The 20,738-nt window shown below is 71.3% G+C and carries 22 protein-coding genes and 1 tRNA gene; 13 read left to right on the top strand and 10 right to left on the bottom strand.

What is annotated here, in order from left to right; genetic code table 11:
• The first annotated feature begins 70 nt into the window (after window positions 1-70).
• Complete coding sequence (locus tag ACWC0C_RS13300; RefSeq protein ID WP_450863834.1) at window positions 71-1,210, top strand: DUF475 domain-containing protein; 1,140 nt, start codon at window positions 71-73, stop codon at window positions 1,208-1,210.
• Window positions 1,211-1,298: 88 nt separating this feature from the next.
• Complete coding sequence (locus ACWC0C_RS13295; protein ID WP_450863832.1) at window positions 1,299-2,036, top strand: TerD family protein; 738 nt, start codon at window positions 1,299-1,301, stop codon at window positions 2,034-2,036.
• A 37-nt stretch (window positions 2,037-2,073) separates the two neighbouring features.
• Here ACWC0C_RS13295 and ACWC0C_RS13290 read toward each other — a convergent pair whose 3' ends face one another.
• A complete protein-coding gene (locus ACWC0C_RS13290; protein ID WP_450863830.1) occupies window positions 2,074-2,790 on the bottom strand; it encodes a TerD family protein in 717 nt (238 codons plus the stop codon).
• 187 nt (window positions 2,791-2,977) lie between these two features.
• On the opposite strand from ACWC0C_RS13290, the gene ACWC0C_RS13285 reads away from it, so the two are divergent.
• From ACWC0C_RS13285 to ACWC0C_RS13275, 3 genes are read left to right on the top strand one after another with little or no spacing between them, the layout of a single operon-like run.
• Window positions 2,978-4,147: an HpcH/HpaI aldolase/citrate lyase family protein gene (locus ACWC0C_RS13285; RefSeq protein WP_449197891.1), complete on the top strand. Its 1,170-nt coding sequence runs from the start codon at window positions 2,978-2,980 to the stop codon at window positions 4,145-4,147.
• On the top strand, window positions 4,144-6,582 hold the full coding sequence (locus ACWC0C_RS13280; RefSeq protein ID WP_450863828.1) for a phosphoribosyltransferase: 2,439 nt from the start codon (window positions 4,144-4,146) through the stop codon (window positions 6,580-6,582). Before ACWC0C_RS13285 ends, ACWC0C_RS13280 begins: the two co-directional genes overlap by 4 nt.
• Entirely contained in the window at window positions 6,582-7,394 is an 813-nt protein-coding gene (locus ACWC0C_RS13275) for an HAD family hydrolase (RefSeq protein ID WP_450863826.1), read from the top strand. Before ACWC0C_RS13280 ends, ACWC0C_RS13275 begins: the two co-directional genes overlap by 1 nt.
• Before the next feature lie 28 nt (window positions 7,395-7,422).
• Here ACWC0C_RS13275 and ACWC0C_RS13270 read toward each other — a convergent pair whose 3' ends face one another.
• The 4 genes from ACWC0C_RS13270 to ACWC0C_RS13255 all read right to left on the bottom strand — a co-directional run bounded on the left by ACWC0C_RS13270 (window position 7,423) and on the right by ACWC0C_RS13255 (window position 10,542).
• Window positions 7,423-7,635 (bottom strand): FmdB family zinc ribbon protein, encoded by a 213-nt coding sequence (locus ACWC0C_RS13270; RefSeq protein WP_449201156.1) that lies wholly within the window; start codon window positions 7,633-7,635, stop codon window positions 7,423-7,425.
• A 9-nt stretch (window positions 7,636-7,644) separates the two neighbouring features.
• Window positions 7,645-8,184, bottom strand: coding sequence for a DUF4383 domain-containing protein (locus ACWC0C_RS13265; protein ID WP_449201155.1), 540 nt, complete (start codon window positions 8,182-8,184; stop codon window positions 7,645-7,647).
• 121 nt (window positions 8,185-8,305) lie between these two features.
• The gene (locus ACWC0C_RS13260) at window positions 8,306-9,697 is read right to left on the bottom strand and encodes a hypothetical protein (RefSeq protein ID WP_449201154.1); all 1,392 of its coding nucleotides are present in this window, start codon (window positions 9,695-9,697) and stop codon (window positions 8,306-8,308) included.
• 74 nt (window positions 9,698-9,771) lie between these two features.
• A complete protein-coding gene (locus ACWC0C_RS13255) occupies window positions 9,772-10,542 on the bottom strand; it encodes a DUF4097 family beta strand repeat-containing protein (RefSeq protein WP_449201153.1) in 771 nt (256 codons plus the stop codon).
• A 223-nt stretch (window positions 10,543-10,765) separates the two neighbouring features.
• Here ACWC0C_RS13255 and ACWC0C_RS13250 point away from each other — a divergent pair.
• Window positions 10,766-10,840 (top strand) — tRNA-Val (locus ACWC0C_RS13250).
• A 62-nt stretch (window positions 10,841-10,902) separates the two neighbouring features.
• Here the strand turns inward: ACWC0C_RS13250 and ACWC0C_RS13245 are convergent.
• Window positions 10,903-11,250, bottom strand: a complete 348-nt coding sequence (locus tag ACWC0C_RS13245; protein ID WP_450863823.1) for a hypothetical protein — start codon at window positions 11,248-11,250, stop codon at window positions 10,903-10,905.
• Between the two features lie 97 nt (window positions 11,251-11,347).
• Entirely contained in the window at window positions 11,348-12,247 is a 900-nt protein-coding gene (locus ACWC0C_RS13240; RefSeq protein WP_450863821.1) for a ketopantoate reductase family protein, read from the bottom strand.
• Window positions 12,248-12,338: 91 nt separating this feature from the next.
• On the opposite strand from ACWC0C_RS13240, the gene ACWC0C_RS13235 reads away from it, so the two are divergent.
• The 3 genes from ACWC0C_RS13235 (at window position 12,339) to ACWC0C_RS13225 (ending at window position 15,222) form a co-directional block, all read left to right on the top strand.
• On the top strand, window positions 12,339-12,599 hold the full coding sequence (locus tag ACWC0C_RS13235) for a DUF2277 domain-containing protein (RefSeq protein ID WP_449201150.1): 261 nt from the start codon (window positions 12,339-12,341) through the stop codon (window positions 12,597-12,599).
• 140 nt (window positions 12,600-12,739) lie between these two features.
• Entirely contained in the window at window positions 12,740-14,659 is a 1,920-nt protein-coding gene (locus ACWC0C_RS13230; RefSeq protein WP_450863819.1) for an FAD/NAD(P)-binding protein, read from the top strand.
• A gap of 107 nt (window positions 14,660-14,766) precedes the next feature.
• Window positions 14,767-15,222 carry a DoxX family protein gene (locus ACWC0C_RS13225; protein ID WP_450863817.1) on the top strand — a complete coding sequence of 152 codons (456 nt, stop codon included), beginning with the start codon at window positions 14,767-14,769 and terminating at the stop codon, window positions 15,220-15,222.
• A 94-nt stretch (window positions 15,223-15,316) separates the two neighbouring features.
• On the opposite strand, the gene ACWC0C_RS13220 is transcribed toward ACWC0C_RS13225, so the two are convergent.
• Window positions 15,317-15,853, bottom strand: coding sequence for a superoxide dismutase family protein (locus ACWC0C_RS13220; RefSeq protein WP_450863815.1), 537 nt, complete (start codon window positions 15,851-15,853; stop codon window positions 15,317-15,319).
• Between the two features lie 298 nt (window positions 15,854-16,151).
• On the opposite strand from ACWC0C_RS13220, the gene ACWC0C_RS13215 reads away from it, so the two are divergent.
• Window positions 16,152-16,766 (top strand): DedA family protein, encoded by a 615-nt coding sequence (locus ACWC0C_RS13215; protein ID WP_449201146.1) that lies wholly within the window; start codon window positions 16,152-16,154, stop codon window positions 16,764-16,766.
• A 244-nt stretch (window positions 16,767-17,010) separates the two neighbouring features.
• Here ACWC0C_RS13215 and ACWC0C_RS13210 read toward each other — a convergent pair whose 3' ends face one another.
• On the bottom strand, window positions 17,011-17,655 hold the full coding sequence (locus ACWC0C_RS13210; RefSeq protein WP_450863813.1) for an HNH endonuclease family protein: 645 nt from the start codon (window positions 17,653-17,655) through the stop codon (window positions 17,011-17,013).
• Between the two features lie 390 nt (window positions 17,656-18,045).
• On the opposite strand from ACWC0C_RS13210, the gene ACWC0C_RS13205 reads away from it, so the two are divergent.
• Entirely contained in the window at window positions 18,046-18,627 is a 582-nt protein-coding gene (locus ACWC0C_RS13205) for a TMEM165/GDT1 family protein (RefSeq protein ID WP_449201144.1), read from the top strand.
• 178 nt (window positions 18,628-18,805) lie between these two features.
• Window positions 18,806-19,474, top strand: coding sequence for an HAD family hydrolase (locus tag ACWC0C_RS13200; protein WP_450863811.1), 669 nt, complete (start codon window positions 18,806-18,808; stop codon window positions 19,472-19,474).
• Between the two features lie 51 nt (window positions 19,475-19,525).
• Here ACWC0C_RS13200 and ACWC0C_RS13195 read toward each other — a convergent pair whose 3' ends face one another.
• A complete protein-coding gene (locus ACWC0C_RS13195; protein ID WP_450863809.1) occupies window positions 19,526-19,714 on the bottom strand; it encodes a peptidoglycan-binding domain-containing protein in 189 nt (62 codons plus the stop codon).
• A 58-nt stretch (window positions 19,715-19,772) separates the two neighbouring features.
• On the opposite strand from ACWC0C_RS13195, the gene ACWC0C_RS13190 reads away from it, so the two are divergent.
• Window positions 19,773-19,994: a hypothetical protein gene (locus ACWC0C_RS13190; protein ID WP_450863807.1), complete on the top strand. Its 222-nt coding sequence runs from the start codon at window positions 19,773-19,775 to the stop codon at window positions 19,992-19,994.
• The last annotated feature ends 744 nt before the right edge of the window (window positions 19,995-20,738 follow it).

Here is a 20,738-nt window from a genome sequence, read left to right as displayed (position 1 = left end):
CTCGGGGTCAATGTTTCGCAAAGCCGAGTACGGCACGGGGGAGACCCGTACCGACAAGATGGGGTAGCCAGTGCTTCTGAAAACCTTCGGCTGGTCGTTCGCGGTCACCGCGCTCGGCTTGGTCGCCGCAGTCTTTTACGGGGGGTGGGAGGCCTTCGGTGTCGTGGCGATCCTCGCCATCCTCGAAATCTCCCTGTCGTTCGACAACGCGGTGGTCAACGCCGGGATCCTGAAGAAGATGAACGCCTTCTGGCAGAAGATCTTCCTCACGGTCGGCGTCCTCATCGCGGTCTTCGGCATGCGGCTGGTGTTCCCGGTCGTCATCGTCGCCATCACCGCCAAGCTCAGCCCGTACGACGCGGTCCACCTGGCCCTCACCGACAAGGACCGCTACCAGCAGCTGGTCACCGACGCCCACCCGGCCATCGCCGCCTTCGGCGGCATGTTCCTGCTGATGATCTTCCTGGACTTCATCTTCGAGGACCGGGACATCCAGTGGCTGCGCTGGATCGAGCGGCCCCTGGCCAAGCTCGGCAAGGTCGACATGCTGGCGGTCTGCATCGCCCTGATCGCCCTGCTGATCACCTCCTTCACCTTCGCCACCCAGGCCCACCAGCACGGCGGCGCCCACGCCGACAAGGCGCAGACGGTCCTGATCGCCGGTATCGCCGGCCTGATCACCTACATGATCGTCGGCGGTTTGTCCGGCTACTTCGAGGACCGGCTGGAGGAAGAGGAGGAGCGCGAGCACGAGGAGGAGGAAGAAGCCGCCCGCACCGGCAAGAAGAAGACACCGGTGCTGCTGGCCGGTCAGGCCGCGTTCTTCATGTTCCTCTACCTGGAGGTCCTGGACGCGTCGTTCTCCTTCGACGGCGTGATCGGCGCCTTCGCCATCACCAACGACATCGTGATGATGGCCCTCGGCCTCGGTATCGGCGCGATGTACGTCCGGTCCCTCACGGTCTACCTGGTCCGCCAGGGCACCCTCGACGACTACGTCTTCCTGGAGCACGGCGCCCACTACGCCATCGGCGCCCTGGCCGTGATCCTCATGGTCACCATCCAGTACGAGATCAACGAGGTCATCACCGGCCTCGTCGGCGTCATCCTGATCGCCTGGTCCTTCTGGTCCTCCGTCCGCCGCAACCGCTCACTGGCGGCCGAGGGCGAGGGCACCGACGAGAAGGCCGAGGTCTCCTCAGGGGTGTGACACCCCGGACGACGAGGAACGCTCTGAGCGGGGCGGCCGACGCGGTCGGCCGCCCCGACGGCGTTCGGACGACCACCAGGGGGCGGACATGGGTTTCTTCGACGGGCTGCGCGGCGCCAGCGCTGCCGACTTCGACTCGGGCAGCGCCTCGAGCAACGCCATAGAGCTCACCAGGCGGCACCAGGCGGTGTCCCTCACCAAACAGGGCGCGGCCACCGGCCATCTGCGCGTCAACCTCACCTGGCGGATGCGCACCTCCGACTTCGAGGGCAACCAGCGCACCAGCCTCTTCCGGCACCCCTTCAAGGCCCTCAAGCCACCGGAGGTCCTCGGCCACGGCCAGAGCATGGTCAACGTCGACCTCGACCTGGGCTGCCTCTACGAGCTGACGGACGGCACCAAGGGCGTCGTCCAGCCGCTGGGCGGCTACCTCGGCGACGTGAACGCACCGCCGTACATCAAGCTCAGCGGCGACGACCGGTTCGGCTCGGCGTCCGGCGAGACGATGTACGTCAACCTCGACCACCGCGAGGCCATCAAACGCCTGCTGGTCTTCGTCTACATCTACGACCAGACCCCGGCCTTCGACCGCACCCACGCCATCGTCACGCTCTACCCCAGCAACGGCCCCCGTATCGAGATAGGCCTCGACGAACGCCATCCCCAGGCCCGCTCCTGCGCGGTGGTGATGATCGAGAACGTCAAGGGCGAGCTGGTCGTACGCCGAGAGGTGAAGTTCGTGTACGGCTTCCAGGGGGAGCTGGACCGGCTCTACGGGTGGGGACTGCAGTGGGGGCGGGGCTACAAGACCAAGGTCGAGCGATAGACGCCCCAAAGGGGCGCGGGGAACCGCGCCGGCGCACTCACCGCCCGATGAACTGCGGCCCCTGCGGAGGCAACCGGAAGTTCGGGTCGAGGGCCACAGCCACCGGGACCGGTACCGGCATCGGCTGAGGCTGGGGATACCCGTACGCCGGCGGCTGCTGCGGAACCGCCGGAGGCAGCGGCTGGGACGACTGCTGCTCCTCCTCCACCTCCGACTCGTCCACCGAGATGCCGAAGTCCGTCGCGAGTCCCTTCAGCCCGTTCGAGTAGCCCTCGCCCAGCGCGCGGAACTTCCAGCCCTCCCCGCGCCGGTACAGCTCACCGCAGATCAGTGCCGTCTCCGCACCCGTCTGCGGCGTGATCTCGAACCGGGCCAGCGGCTCGGCGCCGGCGACCGCGGCGTCGTAGAGCAGGATGCACAGCGCCGGCACCCGGTCGAAGGTGATCCCGTCCGCGGACGCGACGAGCAGGATGCGGCCGACGTCCGGCTCTACGCCGGGCAGATCCGACTGGATCGTGTCGGTCAGCCCCTCGGCGACGCGCTTCTTGCCCAGCCGCCACACCTTTCCGGAGGGGTGCCGGGGCTGGTTGTAGAAGACGAAGTCCTCGTCGGAGCGCACCCGGCCGTCGGGGCCCAGCAGCAGTGCCGAGGCGTCCACGTCCGGGACCTCCTGCCCGGGCGTCCAGCGCAGCACGGCGCGGACCGTGGTGGCTTCCAGCGGGACGTTCGACCCCTTCAGCATCGCGTGCGTCATGCGGTCATCCTGCCTTCTCGGTCCTGGCCACGACAATGCGGGGGGTAGTGTCCCAGAGCGCTGCCGACACGGGCGAGTTACCGGAAATTCATGCCCGCAGGGAACCCCTGACATGGATCCCTACGTACTATTACCGGCCACCCTTTACCGAACACGGAGACTCGGGTCCGCGCCCTGAAGGAGTCGTATGCGTCATTTCGGGCATATCGCCCCCGAGGTGCGGCAGCGCCTGTTCCACCGGGAGCCGTGCGCGTTCACCGCGGACTCCCCGGCCCGGCTGCTCGCCGCCGCCCTCGGCGCCACCCTGTACAGCCCGGCCACCCGGCCGCGGCTCGCCGACGACATCGTCAAGCAGGCCGAGAACGGCGTGATCTCGATGGTGCTGTGCCTGGAGGACTCCATCGACGACGCGGACGTCGTGGCCGGCGAGGACAACCTCGTCCGGCAGTTCGCCGACCTGGCCGCCCGGCCCGGCACCGAGCCGCCGCTGCTGTTCATCCGGGTGCGCACCCCCGAGCAGATCCCCGACCTGGTACGGCGGCTCGGCCCGACCGTGCGGCTGCTGTCCGGATTCGTGCTGCCGAAGTTCACCGAGGAGCGCGGCATCCCCTTCCTGGAGGCCCTGACGGCCGCCGAGGCCGACAGCGGGCACCGGCTCTTCGCGATGCCCGTCCTGGAGTCCCCGGAGCTGCTCTATCGCGAGTCCCGCGTGGACACCCTGGAGGGCATCTTCCGCGCGGTCGACAAGTACCGCGACCAGGTGCTCGCCCTGCGCCTCGGCGTGACCGACTTCTGCTCCTCCTACGGCCTGCGCCGCGCCCCCGACATGACCGCCTACGACGTCCAGGTCGTCGCCTCCGTGATCGCCGACGTCGTGAACATGCTGGGCCGGGCCGACGGCACCGGATTCACCGTGACCGGGCCGGTGTGGGAGTACTTCCGGGTCTCCGAGCGCATGTTCAAGCCGCAGCTGAGGCAGAGCCCCTTCCTGGAGGTACAGGCCGTCGAGCTGCGCGAGAAGCTGATCGAGCACGCCATGGACGGCCTGCTGCGGGAGATCTCCCTCGACCAGGCCAACGGCCTGCTCGGCAAGACCTGCATCCACCCCTCCCACGTGCTGCCCGTCCACGCGCTGTCCGTGGTCAGCCACGAGGAGTACAGCGACGCCCAGGACATCCTGCGGCCGGAACGCGGCGGCGGGGGTGTACTGCGGTCGGCCTACACGAACAAGATGAACGAGGTGAAACCGCACCGCGCCTGGGCCGAGCGGACCCTGCTGCGCGCCGAGGTCTTCGGCGTGGCCCACGAGGACGTCGGCTTCGTCGAGCTGCTCGCCGCCGGAATAAGGAACGCATGAAGAACGCAGAGAACCACGGGGTCTGGTCCGGCAGCTGGGTCGCCGAGCGACTCGGGGTCGAACTCGTGGGGGACGACGGCTTGCGGAGCCTGCTCGGGCTCGCCCTGCGGCGCAACCCCAAGCGGGCCCATCTGCTGGTGTCCAACGTCCTCGGCAAGCATGTGCCGCAGTCGCCGACGGTGGTGTACGGGCATGGCCACCGCCTGGGCCGACGCGTCCATGAACTGCTCGGTGAGGCCGAGGCCGCCGGTGCCGTGGTCCTGGGGTACGCGGAGACGGCGACCGGGCTGGGCCACGCGGTCGCCGACGGGCTCGGTGCGGCGCCGTATCTGCACTCCACCCGTCGGCCGGTGGCCGGGGTCGCCCGTGCGGGCGGCTTCGAGGAGAGCCACTCGCACGCCACCTCCCACCTGCTGCTCCCCGAGGATCCCGGCCTGCTGGCCGGAGATGGCCCGCTGATCCTGGTCGACGACGAGTTCTCCACCGGGAACACGGTCCTGAACACCATCCGTGAGCTGCACGAACGCTATCCGCGCAAGCGTTACGTGGTGGTCGCCCTGGTCGACATGCGCTCGCCTGAGGACGCCGACCGCATGGATCGGTTCGCCACCGAGATCGGCGCCCGGGTGGACCTGGTCGCCGCTGCCTCCGGGACCGTACGGCTGCCGGAGCGTGTGCTGGAGAAGGGGCAGCGGCTGGTCGCCGAGCACGACCGGCTTCACGGCTCGCCCGAGCCGTCGTACGGCAGTGTCACCCGAGTGGATCTCCACTGGCCTCACCGCCTCCCCGACGGTGGACGTCACGGTTTCACCCCTGCTCATCGGGCCCGCCTGGAGGCCGCGCTGCCCGCCATGGCCGCCCGAATACACAACGCCCTCCCCGCCGGCGCCCGCCGCGTCCTGGTCCTCGGCTTCGAGGAGCTGATGTACGCCCCGCTGCGTCTCGCCCGTGAGGTCGAGCACGTCACGGACGCCGAGGTGCGGTTCTCCACCACCACCCGCTCGCCCGTGCTGGCGCTGGACGACCCCGGGTACGCGATCCGCAGCCGGCTGGTCTTCCCCGCCCACGACGACCCGGCCGACGGCCCCGGCGAGAGGTACGCCTACAACGTCGCAGGCGGCGGCTTCGATGCCGTCGTCGCCGTGGTCGACTCCGTCGCCGACACACCGGCCCTGCACGCGCCCGGCGGCCTGCTGGCCCGCCTCGCCGCCCACACCCCGCACGTCCTGCTCGCGGTCGTCCCGTCGTACGTACCGCACGCTTCCGAAAGGCCGGCCATGCTGCCCGAGCCCCTCCGTGGTCCCGCATTCTCCTCGTACGCGCCCGACGAGGTCGGCTGGCTGCTCCAGGATCTCTCCGACGTCACCCTGGAGGCGCCGACCGAGGAGCGGGAGGAGGCCATCCAGAGCGGCGGCGCGCACTACGCCGAGTCGCTGCCGGTGGAGTACCAGCCGAGCGAGCAGTACCAGGAGCTGTTCCACACGGCCCTCGACGCCTCCGCGGCCCGGATCGCGCAGGCCGTCGGTGTGGTGACCGAGGCCGTCATCGCCGAGCGGTCGCCGCGCCCGGTGCTGGTCTCGCTCGCCCGCGCCGGCACTCCGGTCGGCATCCTGATGCGCCGCTGGGCGCAGTTCCGGCACGGCCTCGACCTGCCGCACTACGCCGTGTCGATCGTGCGCGGCCGGGGTATCGACGCGGGCGCGCTGCGCTGGCTCGCCGCCCACCACGACCCGCAGGACGTGGTCTTCGTCGACGGCTGGACCGGCAAGGGCGCCATCACCCGCGAACTCGCCCAGGCCATCGAGGAGTTCGAGGAGAAGGAGGGCATCACCGGCTTCGACCCGGAGATCGCCGTACTCGCCGATCCGGGCTCCTGTGTGCGCACCTACGGCACCCGCGAGGACTTCCTCATACCCTCCGCCTGCCTCAACTCGACCGTATCCGGCCTGATTTCGCGTACGGTCCTGCGCGCGGACCTGGTCGGCCCGGACGACTTCCACGGCGCGAAGTTCTACCGCGAACTGGCCGGTGCCGATGTCTCCGTGGCCTTCCTCGACGCCGTCTCCGCCCGCTTCCCCGAGGTCGCCGACACCGTCGCCACGGCGGTCAAGGAGCTGATGGCCGAGGAGCGCACCCCGACCTGGGCCGGCTGGCGGGCGGTCGAGCGGATCAGCGAGGAGTACGGCATCCACGACGTGAACCTCGTCAAGCCCGGCGTCGGCGAGACCACCCGGGTGCTGCTGCGCCGGGTGCCCTGGAAGATCCTGGCCCGCGAAGGGGCCGGCGCCGACCTCGACCACGTCCGCCTGCTCGCCGGACAAAGGGGCGTCCCCGTCGAGGAGGTCGCCGAACTGCCGTACACCTGCGTCGGGTTGATCCACCCCAGGTACACGCGCGGGGCCACGGGCGCCGACGGCAAGGCGGTGAACGTCTGATGCCGGTGCTGGTGGCGAGCGACCTCGACCGTACGCTGATCTACTCCTCCGCGGCCCTCGCGCTGACCATGCCGGACGCGCGGGCGCCCCGGCTGCTGTGTGTGGAGGTGCACGAGGCCAGGCCGCTCTCCTACATGACCGAGACGGCGGCCCAGCTGCTGACCGACCTGGGCGACACGGCCCTCTTCGTGCCGACGACGACCCGGACGCGCAAGCAGTACCAGCGGATCAACCTGCCCGGCCCGCCCCCGAAGTACGCGATCTGCGCCAACGGCGGTCATCTCCTGGTCGACGGGGTGACGGACGCCGACTGGCATGCCGGTGTGCTCGCCCGCCTCGCCGACGAGTGCGCGCCGCTGGCGGAGGTCGGCGAGCATCTGCTGCGTTGCGCCGACCCCGCCTGGGTGCGCAAGCACCGCGTCGCGGAGGATCTGTTCGCCTATCTCGTCGTCGAGCGCGAGCTGCTGCCCGAGGAGTGGGTGAAGGAGCTGGCGGTGTGGGCGGAGAACCGGGGCTGGACCGTCTCGCTCCAGGGCCGCAAGATCTACGCCGTCCCCAAGCCGCTCACCAAGAGCGCGGCGGTACGGGAGGTCGCCCGCCGCACCGGCGCCGCGCTGACGCTGGCGGCCGGCGACTCCCTCCTGGACGCCGACCTCCTCCTCGCCGCCGACCGGGGCTGGCGCCCGGGCCACGGCGAGCTGGCGGACACCGGGTGGAGCGCGCCGGACATCAGCGCGCTGCCGGAGCGGGGGGTACTGGCGGGGGAGCGGATCGTACGGGAGTTCCTACGGGCGGCACGGCAGCCGACCTAGTGCCGCAACCGACGACGCACCTTCCCGCCTAGCCGCAACACCCTCCGCCACAACATCCGCCCCCGCCGCCGGCAGGGGCGGACGTCTTGGCGGCCGTACCCCCCACCGCGACGGTGGACAGCAGCTTCACCGTGTCGCCGTGCCCGGCAGGGCAGTTCGCGGGTGCGGCGGACTCCGCCATAGGCCGACTGAGTTCGAACGTGTCGCCGCACGTGCGGCAGCGGTACTCATAGCGAGGCATGGCCACAGATTAACCGGCTCCGCGCTGCTCATGCGGCTCCTGCTCCGTCGCCTCGGGGTGACGGGCCCGCCAGTACGGGTTGTCGTGCGGCAGGGTCGAGCCGACCCGCCCGTACATGCCGAAAGTCATCAGCAGCAGGCCCACGACGAAGCTGAACAGCACGTTCTGGATCTTGAACGCCAGGAAGTTGTTCGGGGTGTCGAGCAGGCCGAGGAACAGGAAGCCGTTCAGCAGGAACAGCACCCCGAACACCATGTTCAACGTGGACGCCACGTTCCCGCCGATCACCATGCCGGCCAGCAGGATCGCCCCGACGACGATGGACAGGACGCTCAGCGTGCCGTTGGTGTTCAGCCCGGCCACCGCGTTACCGCCGGTGTCGAAGAAACCGATGTGGTTGATCAGACCCAGGACGCCGAAGACGACGAGGAACGCGCCGATCAGGCCCGCGCCGACCCGGTAGACCGTGTTCAGCCGGTGGTCGACGGGAAGGTGCTTGTCGAACTCCATCCGCCGCCGCGGTTTCGTGTGCACAGCGTGTGTGGCCATATCCGCCTCCCTCGGGCGCTAGCGGAGGCCATGCGTCCATCCAATATCCGCCTGCCCGACTCACGCGGCAACACACGCGGACGCTGCCATGCGGCCGAGGGGACTGCAGTTCCCCAGGGCCTCAGTGGCCCCCGCGCTCCTCACGAATCTGCGCCACCACCCGAGCGGTGGCCAGCCGTACCGCATCGGTCTCGCTCAGGAAGTGCCAATAGTCGGGATGCCGCCCCACCTCCAACGCCCCGATCGCCCGCTCCAGCCGTGCCACCGCATCGTCCAGCGGACGCGCGTGCCGGGGATCCGGCGTCGTACGGCCGGTCATGGCCAGCCGCTGGGCGTCCCGGATCGCGAACCGGGTCCGCTCGATCTCCGCCTGCGGATCCTTCTGCACCTCGTTCAACCGCCGCAGCCGCTCACCCGCGGCCGACACGGCCTCGTCGGTGGTGTTCAGCAGCGCCCGTACCGTCGACAGCAGCGACGTGGCGTCCGCCCAGCGCTGCGCGTCGCGCGCCGCCTGCGCCTCGCGGAGCTTCAGCTCGGCCTGCCGTACGTTCTCCGTGGCCTGCTCGGGCACCTGCTGCAGGTCCTGCCAGCAGGCGGCCGCGAACCGGCGCCGCAGCTCGCTGAGTACCGGGTCCACCTGCCCGGCCCGGGTGGTCAGCGCCTGGGCCCGGGTGCGCAGGCTGACCAGCCGGTGATCGATCTCGGCGGCCTTCTCCGGCAGCCGCTCGGCCTCGGCGCGGATCGCCCCGGCCTCCCGCTGCACCCGTTCGGCCCGCTCCAGCGTCTGCGCCACGCCGTGCTGACCCGCGCCCTGGTTGAGCCTGGTCAGCTCCGGGGACAGCGCGGCGAGCCGGCCGGCCAGGTCATCGGCGCGCAGACCCCGCTCCCGTACGGCGTCCAGGGCGTTGCTCGCGCCCAGCAGTGCCTGCCGGGCCCGCTCCACCGCGGGCGCCAGCCGGGCCAGCTGGGTCTCCGCCTTGCCGAGCAGCGGCCCGAGCGAGCCGCCGAACCGGTCCAGCTCCTGCTTGACCCGGAGCAGCTCGTCCTTGGCGGACGTCAGCTCCGAGCGTGCCCGGGCGGCAGCCGAGGCCTCCAGGTCGTCCCGGTCCAGGTCATGGGCGTCGACGGCCTGGATGTACCGCTGGCTGACCTCGTCGATGCGCCGGCCGAGCGCCGCGAAGTCGGTGACGGCACCCCGGGCGGCGGGGGAGTCGTCCACCGCCGTGATGGTCTCGATGGAGATCCTGAGATCCCGCTGGGCGGTGTCCAGTTCGTAGAACGCGGCCGCCGCGGCGTCCTTCGCCGCCTGCGCCTCGGCCCGCTGGCCCTCGGCCCGGCCGCCGAACCAACGCCGGGTGCCGCCGCCCGCGAACGCGGCGGGCAGGGCCAGCGCGGCCAGCACCGGCAGGCTGATCAAGGTGAGGGTGTCGCGCAGAGCCGTGGACCCGGACCGGGCCCGGACGGTCGACGGCGGGTACGTCCGCGTCGCTGGCGTGCCCGGTGTCGCCGTCACATCCCTCTCCCGTGCTGTGCGTCGCCGTGGGTGGTGTCATTCTCCCACCCGTTGTAGACGAACACACGGGCCGGTCAGTTCGCCGTTCGGACCGTGACCTTCCCGTTCGCGGAGTCCGCGGACACGGCGTGCGGGCTCTTGTCGTCCCGGGGCACGGACACCGACACCCCTCCGTTGTCCGACTCAGCCGTCACGTGGTAGGCGGCGTGGGGCAGCGCGACCGTCACCGGGCCGTTGTCGCTGGTGACGTCCACGTGGTCCGGCACGCGGCCGAGGGTGAGGTCCACCGGGCCGTTGCTGGTCTCGGCCCGCACCCGGGGCGCGGAGACGTCCGCGCGGATCGGGCCGTTGTCCGAGTGCAGGTCGAGCGGTCCGGTGGAATCCGTGACGCGCACGGAACCGTTGCTGGTGCGGATGCCGAGCGGATCGGCGAAGCCGCGTGCCTGCACGCCGCCGTTCCCGTCGTCGACGGAGACCCCGACCCCCTGCGGCACCTCGATGCGGTACCGGGCCGAGCAGTCGGCTATGAACCCGGAGCAGTGCATCCGCAGCACCAGCCGGTCGTGCTGGAAGGACCAGCTCACCCTGGGGCTGCCGCCGACGACGACCCTCCCTTTGAACCACCGGGTGACCTGGACCGTCCCCGCCTTGGTCCCCTTCGCGGCGACGACGTCCAGCGCCGCGTCGTCGGAGTCGACGGTGAGGGTGCGGCCGTGCAGCGCGAAGGACCGGTGGTCGGGGTGCTTGTCGTCGTCGGCGGAGGCGCCGCAGGCGCTCACTCCCGCGACGAGCACCCCGGTGACCACGGCCATGGCGGCAGTGCGGACGGCAACGGAACGGGTCATGCGAAATCTCCCCCTGAACCGGTCCGCCGGGTGCGGCGGCCGGAGTGTGTCGGACTGTGACGACCGTAAGCGATCACGCTCCGGCCGGGCATCCGGGAGACTCCCGGACCCGGGGTGGGGATAACCCCCGCTACCCCCGCACACGATCCCTTACGGGTTTGCGGTGCACCGGTCCCGGCAAGGTAGGCTGTCGACTCGTCCTGGGCGCGCAGCCCGGGTGTCCGGGTGCGTAGCTCAGGGGTAGAGCGCCTGCCTTACAAGCAGGATGTCGGCGGTTCGAAACCGTCCGCGCCCACCAGCGAGAAGCCCTCGGCCGCATGGCCGAGGGCTTCTGCCTTGTGCACTCCTCTTCTGCTCCGCTTAGTCCGCCGTCTGCTCCCTTGTCTGCTCGTGGGCGTGCTTCAGCTTGGTGCGGGCGTCCACGCGGTCCGCTGCCGCGACCTCGGCCCAGAAACGGTGCGTGCTGACGAACACCGCGAGCTCGTGCTCGCGGCGGCGCAGCTTCTCCACCTCGGCCTGTTCGTCCGCCGTCCAGCCCGGGGACGCGGGCCGCTCCACCTTGCGCCAGCCGGTGTCGTCGCTGAAACCGTCGGCCGGCTCGACCGACCAGGGCAGCCGCTTGAGCAGAGCCGACAGCTCGGCCCGGACCTGATGCAGCTCCTCCTGACCGGCGAGAAGGTCACTGGGGAATTCATAGGTCGTCGCCACGCGGCAATGCTACGCCTGTTCGATTTTGGGGGGCGAGTTCGGCTATGAGGTTCACGCGAACGGGTGGCCGAGTCCCAGGCGGACCGGACGGGGGGCCTCAGTGGCCGGCGGCCCGCAGTTCGCCCACCAGTCGGGTCGTCACCGGAACCGGTACGCCGTGCCGGTCCGCCGCGCGCAGCAGCGCCCCGCCGATGGCGTCGAGTTCGAGCGGCCGGCCCGCCTCGGCGTCGCGCTGCATGGACGACTTGGCGCCGGGCGGGAAGGCGTCGTACCGGGCCAGGGCCCGGGCCGGGTCGGCCGCGGCGCCGCAGGCACGGCTGACCGCCGCGGTCTCGGCGACCAGGGACTCCAGTTCCGGGCGGTGCCGGGTGCGGACCTCGCCGAGCGGGAGGCCGTACCGGGTGGTGAGCAGGGCGAACGGGGCGAGGAAGGCCATCTTGGCCCACAGGGCCGCCGTCTCGTCCTCGACCACGCGGGCGGTCACGCCGGCGGAAGCGAGGGCTGCCGCCGAGCGGTCGAGGAGGGGACGCGGTACTCCGTCGCCCGCGAGGTCGATCTCCGTGAAGGGGCTGCCGTGCTCGATCACGCCCGGGGCGAGGCGGGTGGACTCCACGCGGATCACGGCGGGGGCCACGCGGTCGGGACGGTAGCGGGTGCGCAGGGCGGCGGGGTGTTCGACGCCGTTCAGGAGCGGTACGACGAGGGCGTCGCCCAGGGCGGCGGGCGGGACGCGGGTGAGAGCGGCGTCCAGGGCGGTGTGCTTGACGGCGATCAGGCAGGCGTCCACCGGTTCACGCAGCTCGGTGTCCGTCTCGACGGGGGCGGTGAACTCGCCGAACTGCGGGCTGCGGACCGTGATTCCGGTACGGCGCAGGGTGTCGGCCGTGCGGTCCTGGGCCAGGCAGATGACGCGGTGGCCGGAGTGGGAGAGCAGGGCGGCGAGCAGGCCGCCGGTGCCGCCGGGGCCGAGGACGGCCACGGTGTTCTTGGTTGCCATGAGGCTTCCTTTCAACGGTCGGCCCCGGGTGCCGGTGGCCGCCTTCGACGTGATCATCGCACCGGGGCGCCGGGTGCGTGAGACTGGGGGCATGTGCCGGAGTATCAAGACGCTGCGTCCGCCCGTGCTGCCCGGTGAGGCCACGGAGGAGGACATCCACGCCGCCGCGCTGCAGTACGTACGCAAGATCTCGGGGTTCCGCGCCCCCGCCGCCCACAACCGCGAGGCCTTCGACCGCGCGGTGACCGCGGTGGCGGAGGCGACGGCGGAGTTGCTCGGGAGCCTGGAGGTACGGGGGCAGGCACCCGCACCCCGGCGAATCCCCGCACCACCCCCCACAATCCGCACCTGACCACAACTATCCGCACCTGCCCCCAAACGCCGGCAAGACAGACAACTCGGGCCGCAGACAAGGCCGTTCACGCACACCGGGCATGATGAAGCGCCCCGTCCGCTTAAGCCGGCGGACGCCAATCGCCCGGGAGACCCCCTTTGGCACCGACCCAGGACCCCCCCACGGCCTCCGTCGCCCTGGTCGGCGCCGGACCGCGAGGAACCAGCGTGCTGGAGCGCCTGTGCGCCTCCGCGCCGGAGCTGCTTCCGCCTGGTGTCCGGCTGACGGTCCATGTCATCGACCCGGCGCCGCCCGGCCCCGGCCGGGTCTGGCGGAGCTCGCAGCCGGCCGAGCTGCTGATGAACACCGTGGCCGGCCAGGTGACGCTGTTCACGGACGACAGCGTGGACTGCGCGGGCCCCGTCCGCCCCGGCCCCAGCCTGTACGAGTGGGCGGACGGCGAGGTGGGCCCGGACGACTATCCGACCCGCGCGCACTACGGCCGCTACCTGGAGTGGGTGTTCGCCCGGACCGTCCGTGAGGCCCCGGAGGCGATCCGTGTCGAGACCCACCGGGCCCGCGCCGTACGGCTGGACGACGACCCCGACGGCCGACAGACCGTCACTCTCGACGACGGCCGCGTACTGTCCGGCCTGGCCGCGGTGGTCCTGGCCCAGGGCCATCTGCCCACCGCCGCGAACGCGGAGGAACGGCGCACCGCCACGTACGCCGCCCGGCACGGCCTCACCCACGTCCCGCCCGCCAACCCGGCCGACGTCGAGCTCGACGCCGTACGACCGGGCGAGGCCGTGCTGCTGCGCGGGCTGGGGCTCAACTTCTTCGACTACCTCGCCCTCTTCACCAGCGGCCGCGGCGGCCGGTTCATCCCGAACGGCTCCGGCGGCGCCCTGCGCTATCTCCCCTCCGGCCGGGAGCCCCGCCTGTACGCCGGTTCACGGCGCGGGGTGCCGTACCAGGCGCGCGGCGACAACGCCAAGGGCCAGTACGGCCGGCACACCCCGCTGCTGCTCACGCCGGAGGTGATCGCGGGCTTCCGCAAGCGTGCCGACTCCGGTGAGGCGCCCGATTTCCTCGCGGAGATATGGCCGTTGGTCGCGAAGGAGGTGGAGACGGTCTACTACCGCGCCCTCACCGAAGACACCGGCCGTACCACCCGTACCGGCCGCGCCGGCTTCACCGAGCGCTTTCTCGCCGTACCCCATGGTGATCCCCGAGAGGCGCTGATCCTGGACGAGTTCGCAGTCGGCATGGACGAGCGGTGGTGCTGGGAGCGAGTTGCCCGGCCTTACGGGGAGCGAGAGTTCACGGACCCCGGGCAGTGGCGGGCGTGGCTGCTGGAGTATCTGCGCGAGGACGCCGCGCAGGCCGCCCTGGGCAATGTGCGGGGCCCGCTCAAGGCGGCCCTCGACGTGCTGCGCGACCTGCGCAACGAGATACGGCTGGTGGTCGACCACGGCGGACTGAGCGGCGCTTCTCGGCGCGGGCACCTGGACGGCTGGTACACCCCGCTCAACGCCTTTCTGTCCATCGGGCCGCCCCGGCGCCGCATCGAGGAACTGGCGGCTCTGCTGGAGGCGGGCGTGGTGGAGGTGCTGGGACCGGGCCTCCGGGTCCGTGCCGAGGAGCGGGCCTGGGTGGCGTACTCGCCGGACGTGCCGGGTTCCGGTGTCCGTGTGACGACTCTCATAGAGGCACGTCTCCCGGAGCCCGATCTGCGGCGCACGGCCGACGAGTTGCTCGCCGGGCTGCTCGCGGACGGCGGCTGCCGACCGCACACGGTGGACGGTTACGAGACCGGGGGACTGGATGTGACCCAGCGGCCGTATCACCTGATCGATCGTCAGGCGACCGTCCACACAAGGCGGTTCGCCTTCGGTGTGCCCACGGAGGGGGTGCACTGGGTGACCGCGGCGGGGGCGCGGCCGGGTGTGGATTCGGTCACGCTTTCGGATGCCGACGCGGTCGCTCGGGCCGTCCTGCGTGCGGCCTTTGCCGAAACAGGGCCGTCGGTGGAGCGGGAGTCGTGGCCAAATGTTGAACTTGCAAGCATCGATTAGGCAGCCCTAACCTAGGTCTTCCATTCGGTACCGCCGCCCCCACGACCGGCCACACACACCACACGTCCCCGGCCGGCCCGACCGACACCGAAGAGGAGAACCCCTTCATGTCCGCACGTCTCAACTCCGCTCAGCCCTATGCCCTCGGGCTCTTCCGCATCGTCGTAGGCCTGCTCTTCGCCGTGCATGGCGCCGCGTCCCTCTTCGGCGTCCTCGGCGGTGCCATGGGCACCCAGGGCGGCACGATCCCGGCCGGCACCTGGCCCGGCTGGTACGCGGCCGTGATCCAGCTGGTCGCCGGCGGCCTCGTGCTCCTCGGACTCGGCACCCGCGGCGCCGCGCTGATCGCCTCGGGCTCGATGGCGTACGCCTACTTCGACGTCCACCAGCAGGTCGCGCTGTGGCCCATCCAGAACGGCGGCGAGCTGTCGGCCCTGTTCTGCTGGGCGTTCCTCCTGCTGGTCTTCACCGGCTCCGGTGCCTTCGGCCTCGACCGGCTCTTCGCCCGCCGCACGGCCGAGGGCGGGCGGTCCGCCGCCGAGCAGACCCCGATAGCCGCCTGAATGCGTACGGCGCCCTTCCCCGCCACGAGGGGGAAGGGCGCCGTCCTGTGCGGTCGGCCCACGCCCGCTCAGGACGCCGGCCGGCCGCCCCCGCTTACGACGCTCCGCCGAACGGCACGGTGAAGCAGGCCACCCGGGTGCCCATGGTGCCGGGCTCGCTGTGGATGACCACCGAGGAGGCTTCGCCCTTGCGGAAGGCCCAGGTGTGCGTGGCGGTGGCGCGGCCCGTGCCGGCCATGCCGGACTTGAAGTCCAGCCAGACCTCGTTCTTGTTGTTGACGTGGGCGGTGTCCGTGCCGGGCTGGTTCTGGTAGTGCTTGCCGGCGTCGGCGGGGTCGGCGCCGCAGGCCTTCTGGTGGATGTGCGCCCCGAAGAGGTGGCCGGGTTTGACGCCGGTCACGCGCAGTTCGACCGTCGTGGCACCGCTCGCATCGGTGCGCTGGCTGACGCGGATCCAGGAGGCCGCCGGGACCAGGTCCTGGTCGTATGTCACCGCCGACGACTTCACGAGCGCGGTCGGCGGGGAGAACACGCCGGACCTCTCCAGTGAGTAGTCGTGGGCGCTTCCGCTCCCGCTCCCGGTCGCGAACAGGGCTGCGGCGAGGGCCCCGGCGTATACGGCTGCCACCATGATGTCCACCCTTTTCTGCGCTCATGCGCCGTTTCGTTTGGATGTCTGCCGGACGTCTGCCGGATGTCTGCCTGATGTCTCTCCCAGACGTCTGCCTGATTTCCGTGGACAGGCCTCTCTCCATTGCTAAGGGGCACGGAACGGCTCCGCCGCCGGGGCGCTGCCGATCGGGTGAAGGGACGCCCGCGGAGGGCCCCATGACGGCCCATGAGTCACCCGAGCCCCCAGAGGCCCTGCTGTCACACCTTCGGCGTACGCTGTAGGGCTGTCTGTCAACGGGGGAACAAGGGGAGTCGTCGTGTTCGAGAGTGTGGGGTCACTCGCCGCCGGACCGTGGATCTATGCCGCGGTGGCCGTGTCCGTTCTGCTCGACGTATTCGTTCCGGTGCTGCCGAGCGGCGTGCTCGTCATCACGGCGGGTACGGCAGCGGCGGCGGGGTCGGGAGCGGCGGCCGGCCGGGTCCCGCACGATGTGCCGGATCTGCTGGCCCTGATCGTCTCCGCGGCGACCGCCTCGGTCCTCGGCGATCTGGTGGCCTACCGTCTGGCGTGGCGGGGCGGTGCGCGGCTGGACCGGGCGATAGCCCGCTCCCGGCGGCTGACCACCGCGCAGGAACGTCTCGGCGATGCGCTGGCCCGGGGCGGCGGCGCGCTGGTCGTGCTCGCCCGCTTCGCCCCCGCCGGCCGCTCGGTCGTCTCCCTCTGCGCGGGCGCCGCCCACCGCCGAGCCCGCGACTTCGTCCCCTGGTCCGCCCTGGCCGGCGTCTCCTGGGCCGCGTACAGCGCCGCCCTCGGCTACTACGGCGCCCAGTGGCTCGGCCCCACCTGGCTCGCCACGGCCGTCTCCGTGGCCGCCCTGTTCGCCGCGGGCGCGGCGGCGGGCTATCTGATGCGACGACGGCCTGCTGCTTGAGGTGGTTTGCCGGGGGGGCGTTGCAGGGGTTACGGCCGCACCTGGCTCGTGGGGGCTGTCCGTGTGGCTGCCTTGTTTGTCGCGGGTGCGGCGGGGGTTGTCTGATGCGGCGGCGGCCTGCTGCCTGAGACGGCTTGCGGCCTGAGGTGGCTTGTCGCGGGGCCGTAGTAGGGGCCTCCGACTGCCGAAACGGCGCCGCCCGTCTTGGGCGGCGCCGCCGGGCGCGTTGACGCTGCGGGGCCGGTCAGCAGCTCGCCAGGTACTTCGTCAGGGCGGTCTTCTCGGCGGAGTCGACCGAGAGGTCGTAGTAGTACTTCACCTGGACCCAGGCGCGGACGTACGTGCAGACGTACGCGGAGCGGGACGGGACCCAGGTGGCCGGGTCCTGGTCGCCCTTGGCCTGGTTCACGTTGTCGGTGACGGCGAGGAGCTGTGGGCGGGTGACGTCGTTGGCGAAGGCCTGCCGCTGTGCGGTGGTCCACTTGCTCGCGCCGGAGTCCCAGGCCTCGGCCAGCGGGACGAGGTGGTCGATGTCGACGTCGGAGGCGGAGGTCCAGGTGGCCCCGTCGTAGGGGGAGTACCAGCTTCCGCTGGTGGCGGTGCAGGCGGAGTCGGTGACGACGTTCGTACCGTCCCGCTTGAGGATCCACTCACGGGTGTTGCAGGTGCCGGAGATGGTGATCCAGGTTGGGAAGAGGGAGCGCTGGTAGCCGGTGCGGTTCTCGGTGGCGACCGTGAGCTGGGAGAGGTAGCCGCGGGCGGTGGCGGCGCTGACCGGCGTGGGGAGGGCGGCGGAGGCGCTCGGGGAGTTGAACAGGGCGGCGGAGGCTATGAGTCCGGTAAGGACGGCGAGTATGCTCAGCCGTCGACGCGCGTAGAACTTCGGCATGCGTGAACTCCCTTGTGGGGTTGGGGTTTTGGGGCGCGAACCAGGGAATGCTCGCGAGCCCGTGTTGCCGTGGGGTGAGCGTCCGGTAAGAAGCTAGTGACGTGTCCATGTCATATCAACATCCATGGCGGGGTTTCGGGCAGAACCTTCACATCCCTTACGATGGGGAGCGCAGAAGGGGAGTAGCTCTTCGCCGGACCGTCGACATACTGCTCAGCCAGCCTGAGCCGGCGCCCGGAGGCGGACCCCACGCGGGGCCGCTAGCGAGACCTTCGGCAAGCAGTGCACGCCCGTGTCCCACGACACGGGTGCCGAGTGTGCTGCCATGCCGAGGTGTCATCGCGTGACGTACCACACTCTCGGCGGGCAGTCCCGACCGATTGAGGAACCTTGATCAGCATCACCGTGACGGCGCTCGTCTTCGGCGTCATCTTCCTCGCCGAACTGCCCGACAAGACCGCGCTCGCCGGTCTCGTCCTCGGCACCCGCTACCGCGCGAGCTACGTCTTCGCGGGTGTCGCCGCCGCCTTCCTGCTGCACGTCGTGCTGGCCGTCGCCGCCGGCAGCGCGCTGACCCTGCTGCCCCAGCAGATCGTGCACGCCATCACGGGCGTCCTCTTCATCGGCGGCGCCGCGATGCTGCTGCTGCAGAAGGGCGGGGACGAGGAGGAGATCAGGAAGCCCGCCGACCAGTCCTTCTGGAAGGTCGCCGGTACGGGTTTCATGCTGATCCTCGTCGCCGAGTTCGGCGATCTCACCCAGATCATGACCGCCAACCTCGCCGCCCGCTACGACGACCCGATCTCCGTCGGACTCGGCGCGGTGCTCGGTCTGTGGGCCGTCGCCGGACTCGGCATCGTCGGCGGAAAGGCGCTGATGAAGAGGGTGCCGCTGCGGCTGATCACCCAGATCGCGGCGCTGCTGATGCTCGGGCTCGGGGTGTGGAGCCTGTACGAGGCGGTGGCGGGCTGAGCCCAGGTCGTGTCCGGCCGAGCTGAACGGTCGGTGAACCCTTCCGGGGGGTGGTGGCGGGACCGCTCCGGGTTTTGTACCGTGGAGGAACAAAGTGGCTCCCGCTCGTTTTCCCTGACCGGCGGGCGGGGCCGCCTTGTCCTTCCCGATCACGGGCCTTTCGTTCCTGGAGCTGCCGATGACGGCCACCGCCACGCCCACCGTCCTTACCGCCCGCGCCCTCCTGCTCGACATGGACGGCACCCTCGTCAACTCGGACGCCGTCGTCGAGCGCATCTGGCGGCGCTGGGCCGAGCGGCACGGGCTGGACGGGGACGAGGTGATGACGGTCGTCCACGGCCGGCAGGGACACGCCTCCATGGCCGTACTGCTGCCCGACCGGCCCGTGGAGCAGAACCTCGCCGACAACGCGCGCATGCTCGCCGAGGAGACCGCCGACACCGACGGCGTGATCGAGATCCCCGGCGCGAGCGCCTTCCTCGCCTCCCTGCGCGGCCTTCCGCACGCGCTGGTGACCTCCGCCGACGTCGCGCTGTCCACCGCGCGCATGAACGCCGCCGGGCTGCCGCTCCCGGAGGTCCGGATCACCGCCGAGTCGGTCGGCGCGAGCAAGCCGGACCCCGAGGGTTTTCTGAAGGGCGCGGCGGAGCTGGGAGTGCATCCCGGCGACTGTGTGGTCTTCGAGGATTCCGGTGCGGGGATCGCGGCGGGTCGCTCCGCCGGTATGACGGTGGTGGGCGTCGGACCCCGTGCCGGTCGCCATGCTCCCGATGTGACCGTGCCGGATCTGACGCGGGTGCGGGTCGAGACGGCGGGCGACGGGGCGATTCGGCTGCGCATCGGCTGACGTCGCGTTTCGGTGGGCGTCGGCTGACGTTGTGTTCCGACTGCGGGCTGTTCATGGCTCCGAGGTCTCAGCCTCCAGGCTCTTCCTCGTCGCCGGCCCGTACACCCCGAGGGCGTCGCCCCGGATGCCGCGAGCCAATTGGTAGTTGCGTACGGCGTCCTCGACCGGGTGGGTGTAGCTGCCGCTGATCTCGTCGCCGTAGAGGTTCAACTGCCGTAGCCGCAGCTGGAGTTCGGCCACCTCCGGGCCGTTGTCGCCGGGTCGCAGTACCGGGGTGACGGCGGGGGTGGTGCGCGCGGTGACGGAGGCCGTCGCGGATGCGGGGGGTGAGGCGGGGTGGGAGCTCGCGGCGGAAGTGGACGGGGTCGGCGACGTGGACGGCGTGGCCGACGGGCTCGGGACGCTCGCCGACGCGGAGGGCAACGGCACGGCCGAGCGGGGCACGGCTGGGGAGGAGGGCGCCGTCGGAGACGCCGGACCCGGTGTGCTCACCTCCGGGATGCTCTCCCTGACCTCATGAGCGGCCCGGTCCCGGGACGGCGTGTGGTACGCCAACAGCCCATTCGCAAACCCGGCCACCGCAACGACGGCCACACCCGCCCCGGCGACCGCCAGCAGAACGGTACGACGCCCCCGCCGCCGATCCGCCTCGCCGACCGGGCCCTCCGCAACACCGGCCCCACCGCCGCCGCCGATCGCATCCGCCCTGCCCGCGCCGCCGGTCCTGCTCGTCCCGCCGGCGCGGGCGGTGCCGCCGCCCGTGTCGGCGCCGGCCTCCCCGCCCATCCGCAGATCGGCCACGCCCGCCCCCGCCGTCGGCCGCAACGGCAGCGTGGCCTCAACGGCCGGACCCGGCCGCGTCACGTCCCCGGACCGCAACCCGGGCACGGTCGGCGTGGGCCGTGTGCTTCCTTCCCTGAGCGGCAGGTCGACCCCGCCGGGCCACTGCTGTGTCTCCTTGTCGGGCGGGCGGCGGTGATCGGTTGGCTTGGGTTGTGTCTCAGCCTTCGGCCGCAAACCGGGTGCTGCCGGTGTCGGTCGTGCTTCCGCCTCGGGTGGCATGCCGTGAGCGGTTGGCCTGGGTCGTGTCTCGGCGTCCGGCTGCCGGCCGGAAGTCGTCGGCGTCGGTCGTGTCTCCGCCTCGGGTGGCATGCCGTGGACGGTCGGCGTGGGTCGTGTCTCGGCGTCCGGCTGCCGGCCGGAAGTCGTCGGCGTCGGTCGTGTCTCCGCCTCGGGTGGCATGCCGTGGACGGTCGGCGTGGGT

The sequence above is a fragment of the Streptomyces sp. NPDC001709 genome, from assembly GCF_053596375.1.
This window is presented reverse-complemented; position numbering and strand designations above follow the sequence as displayed.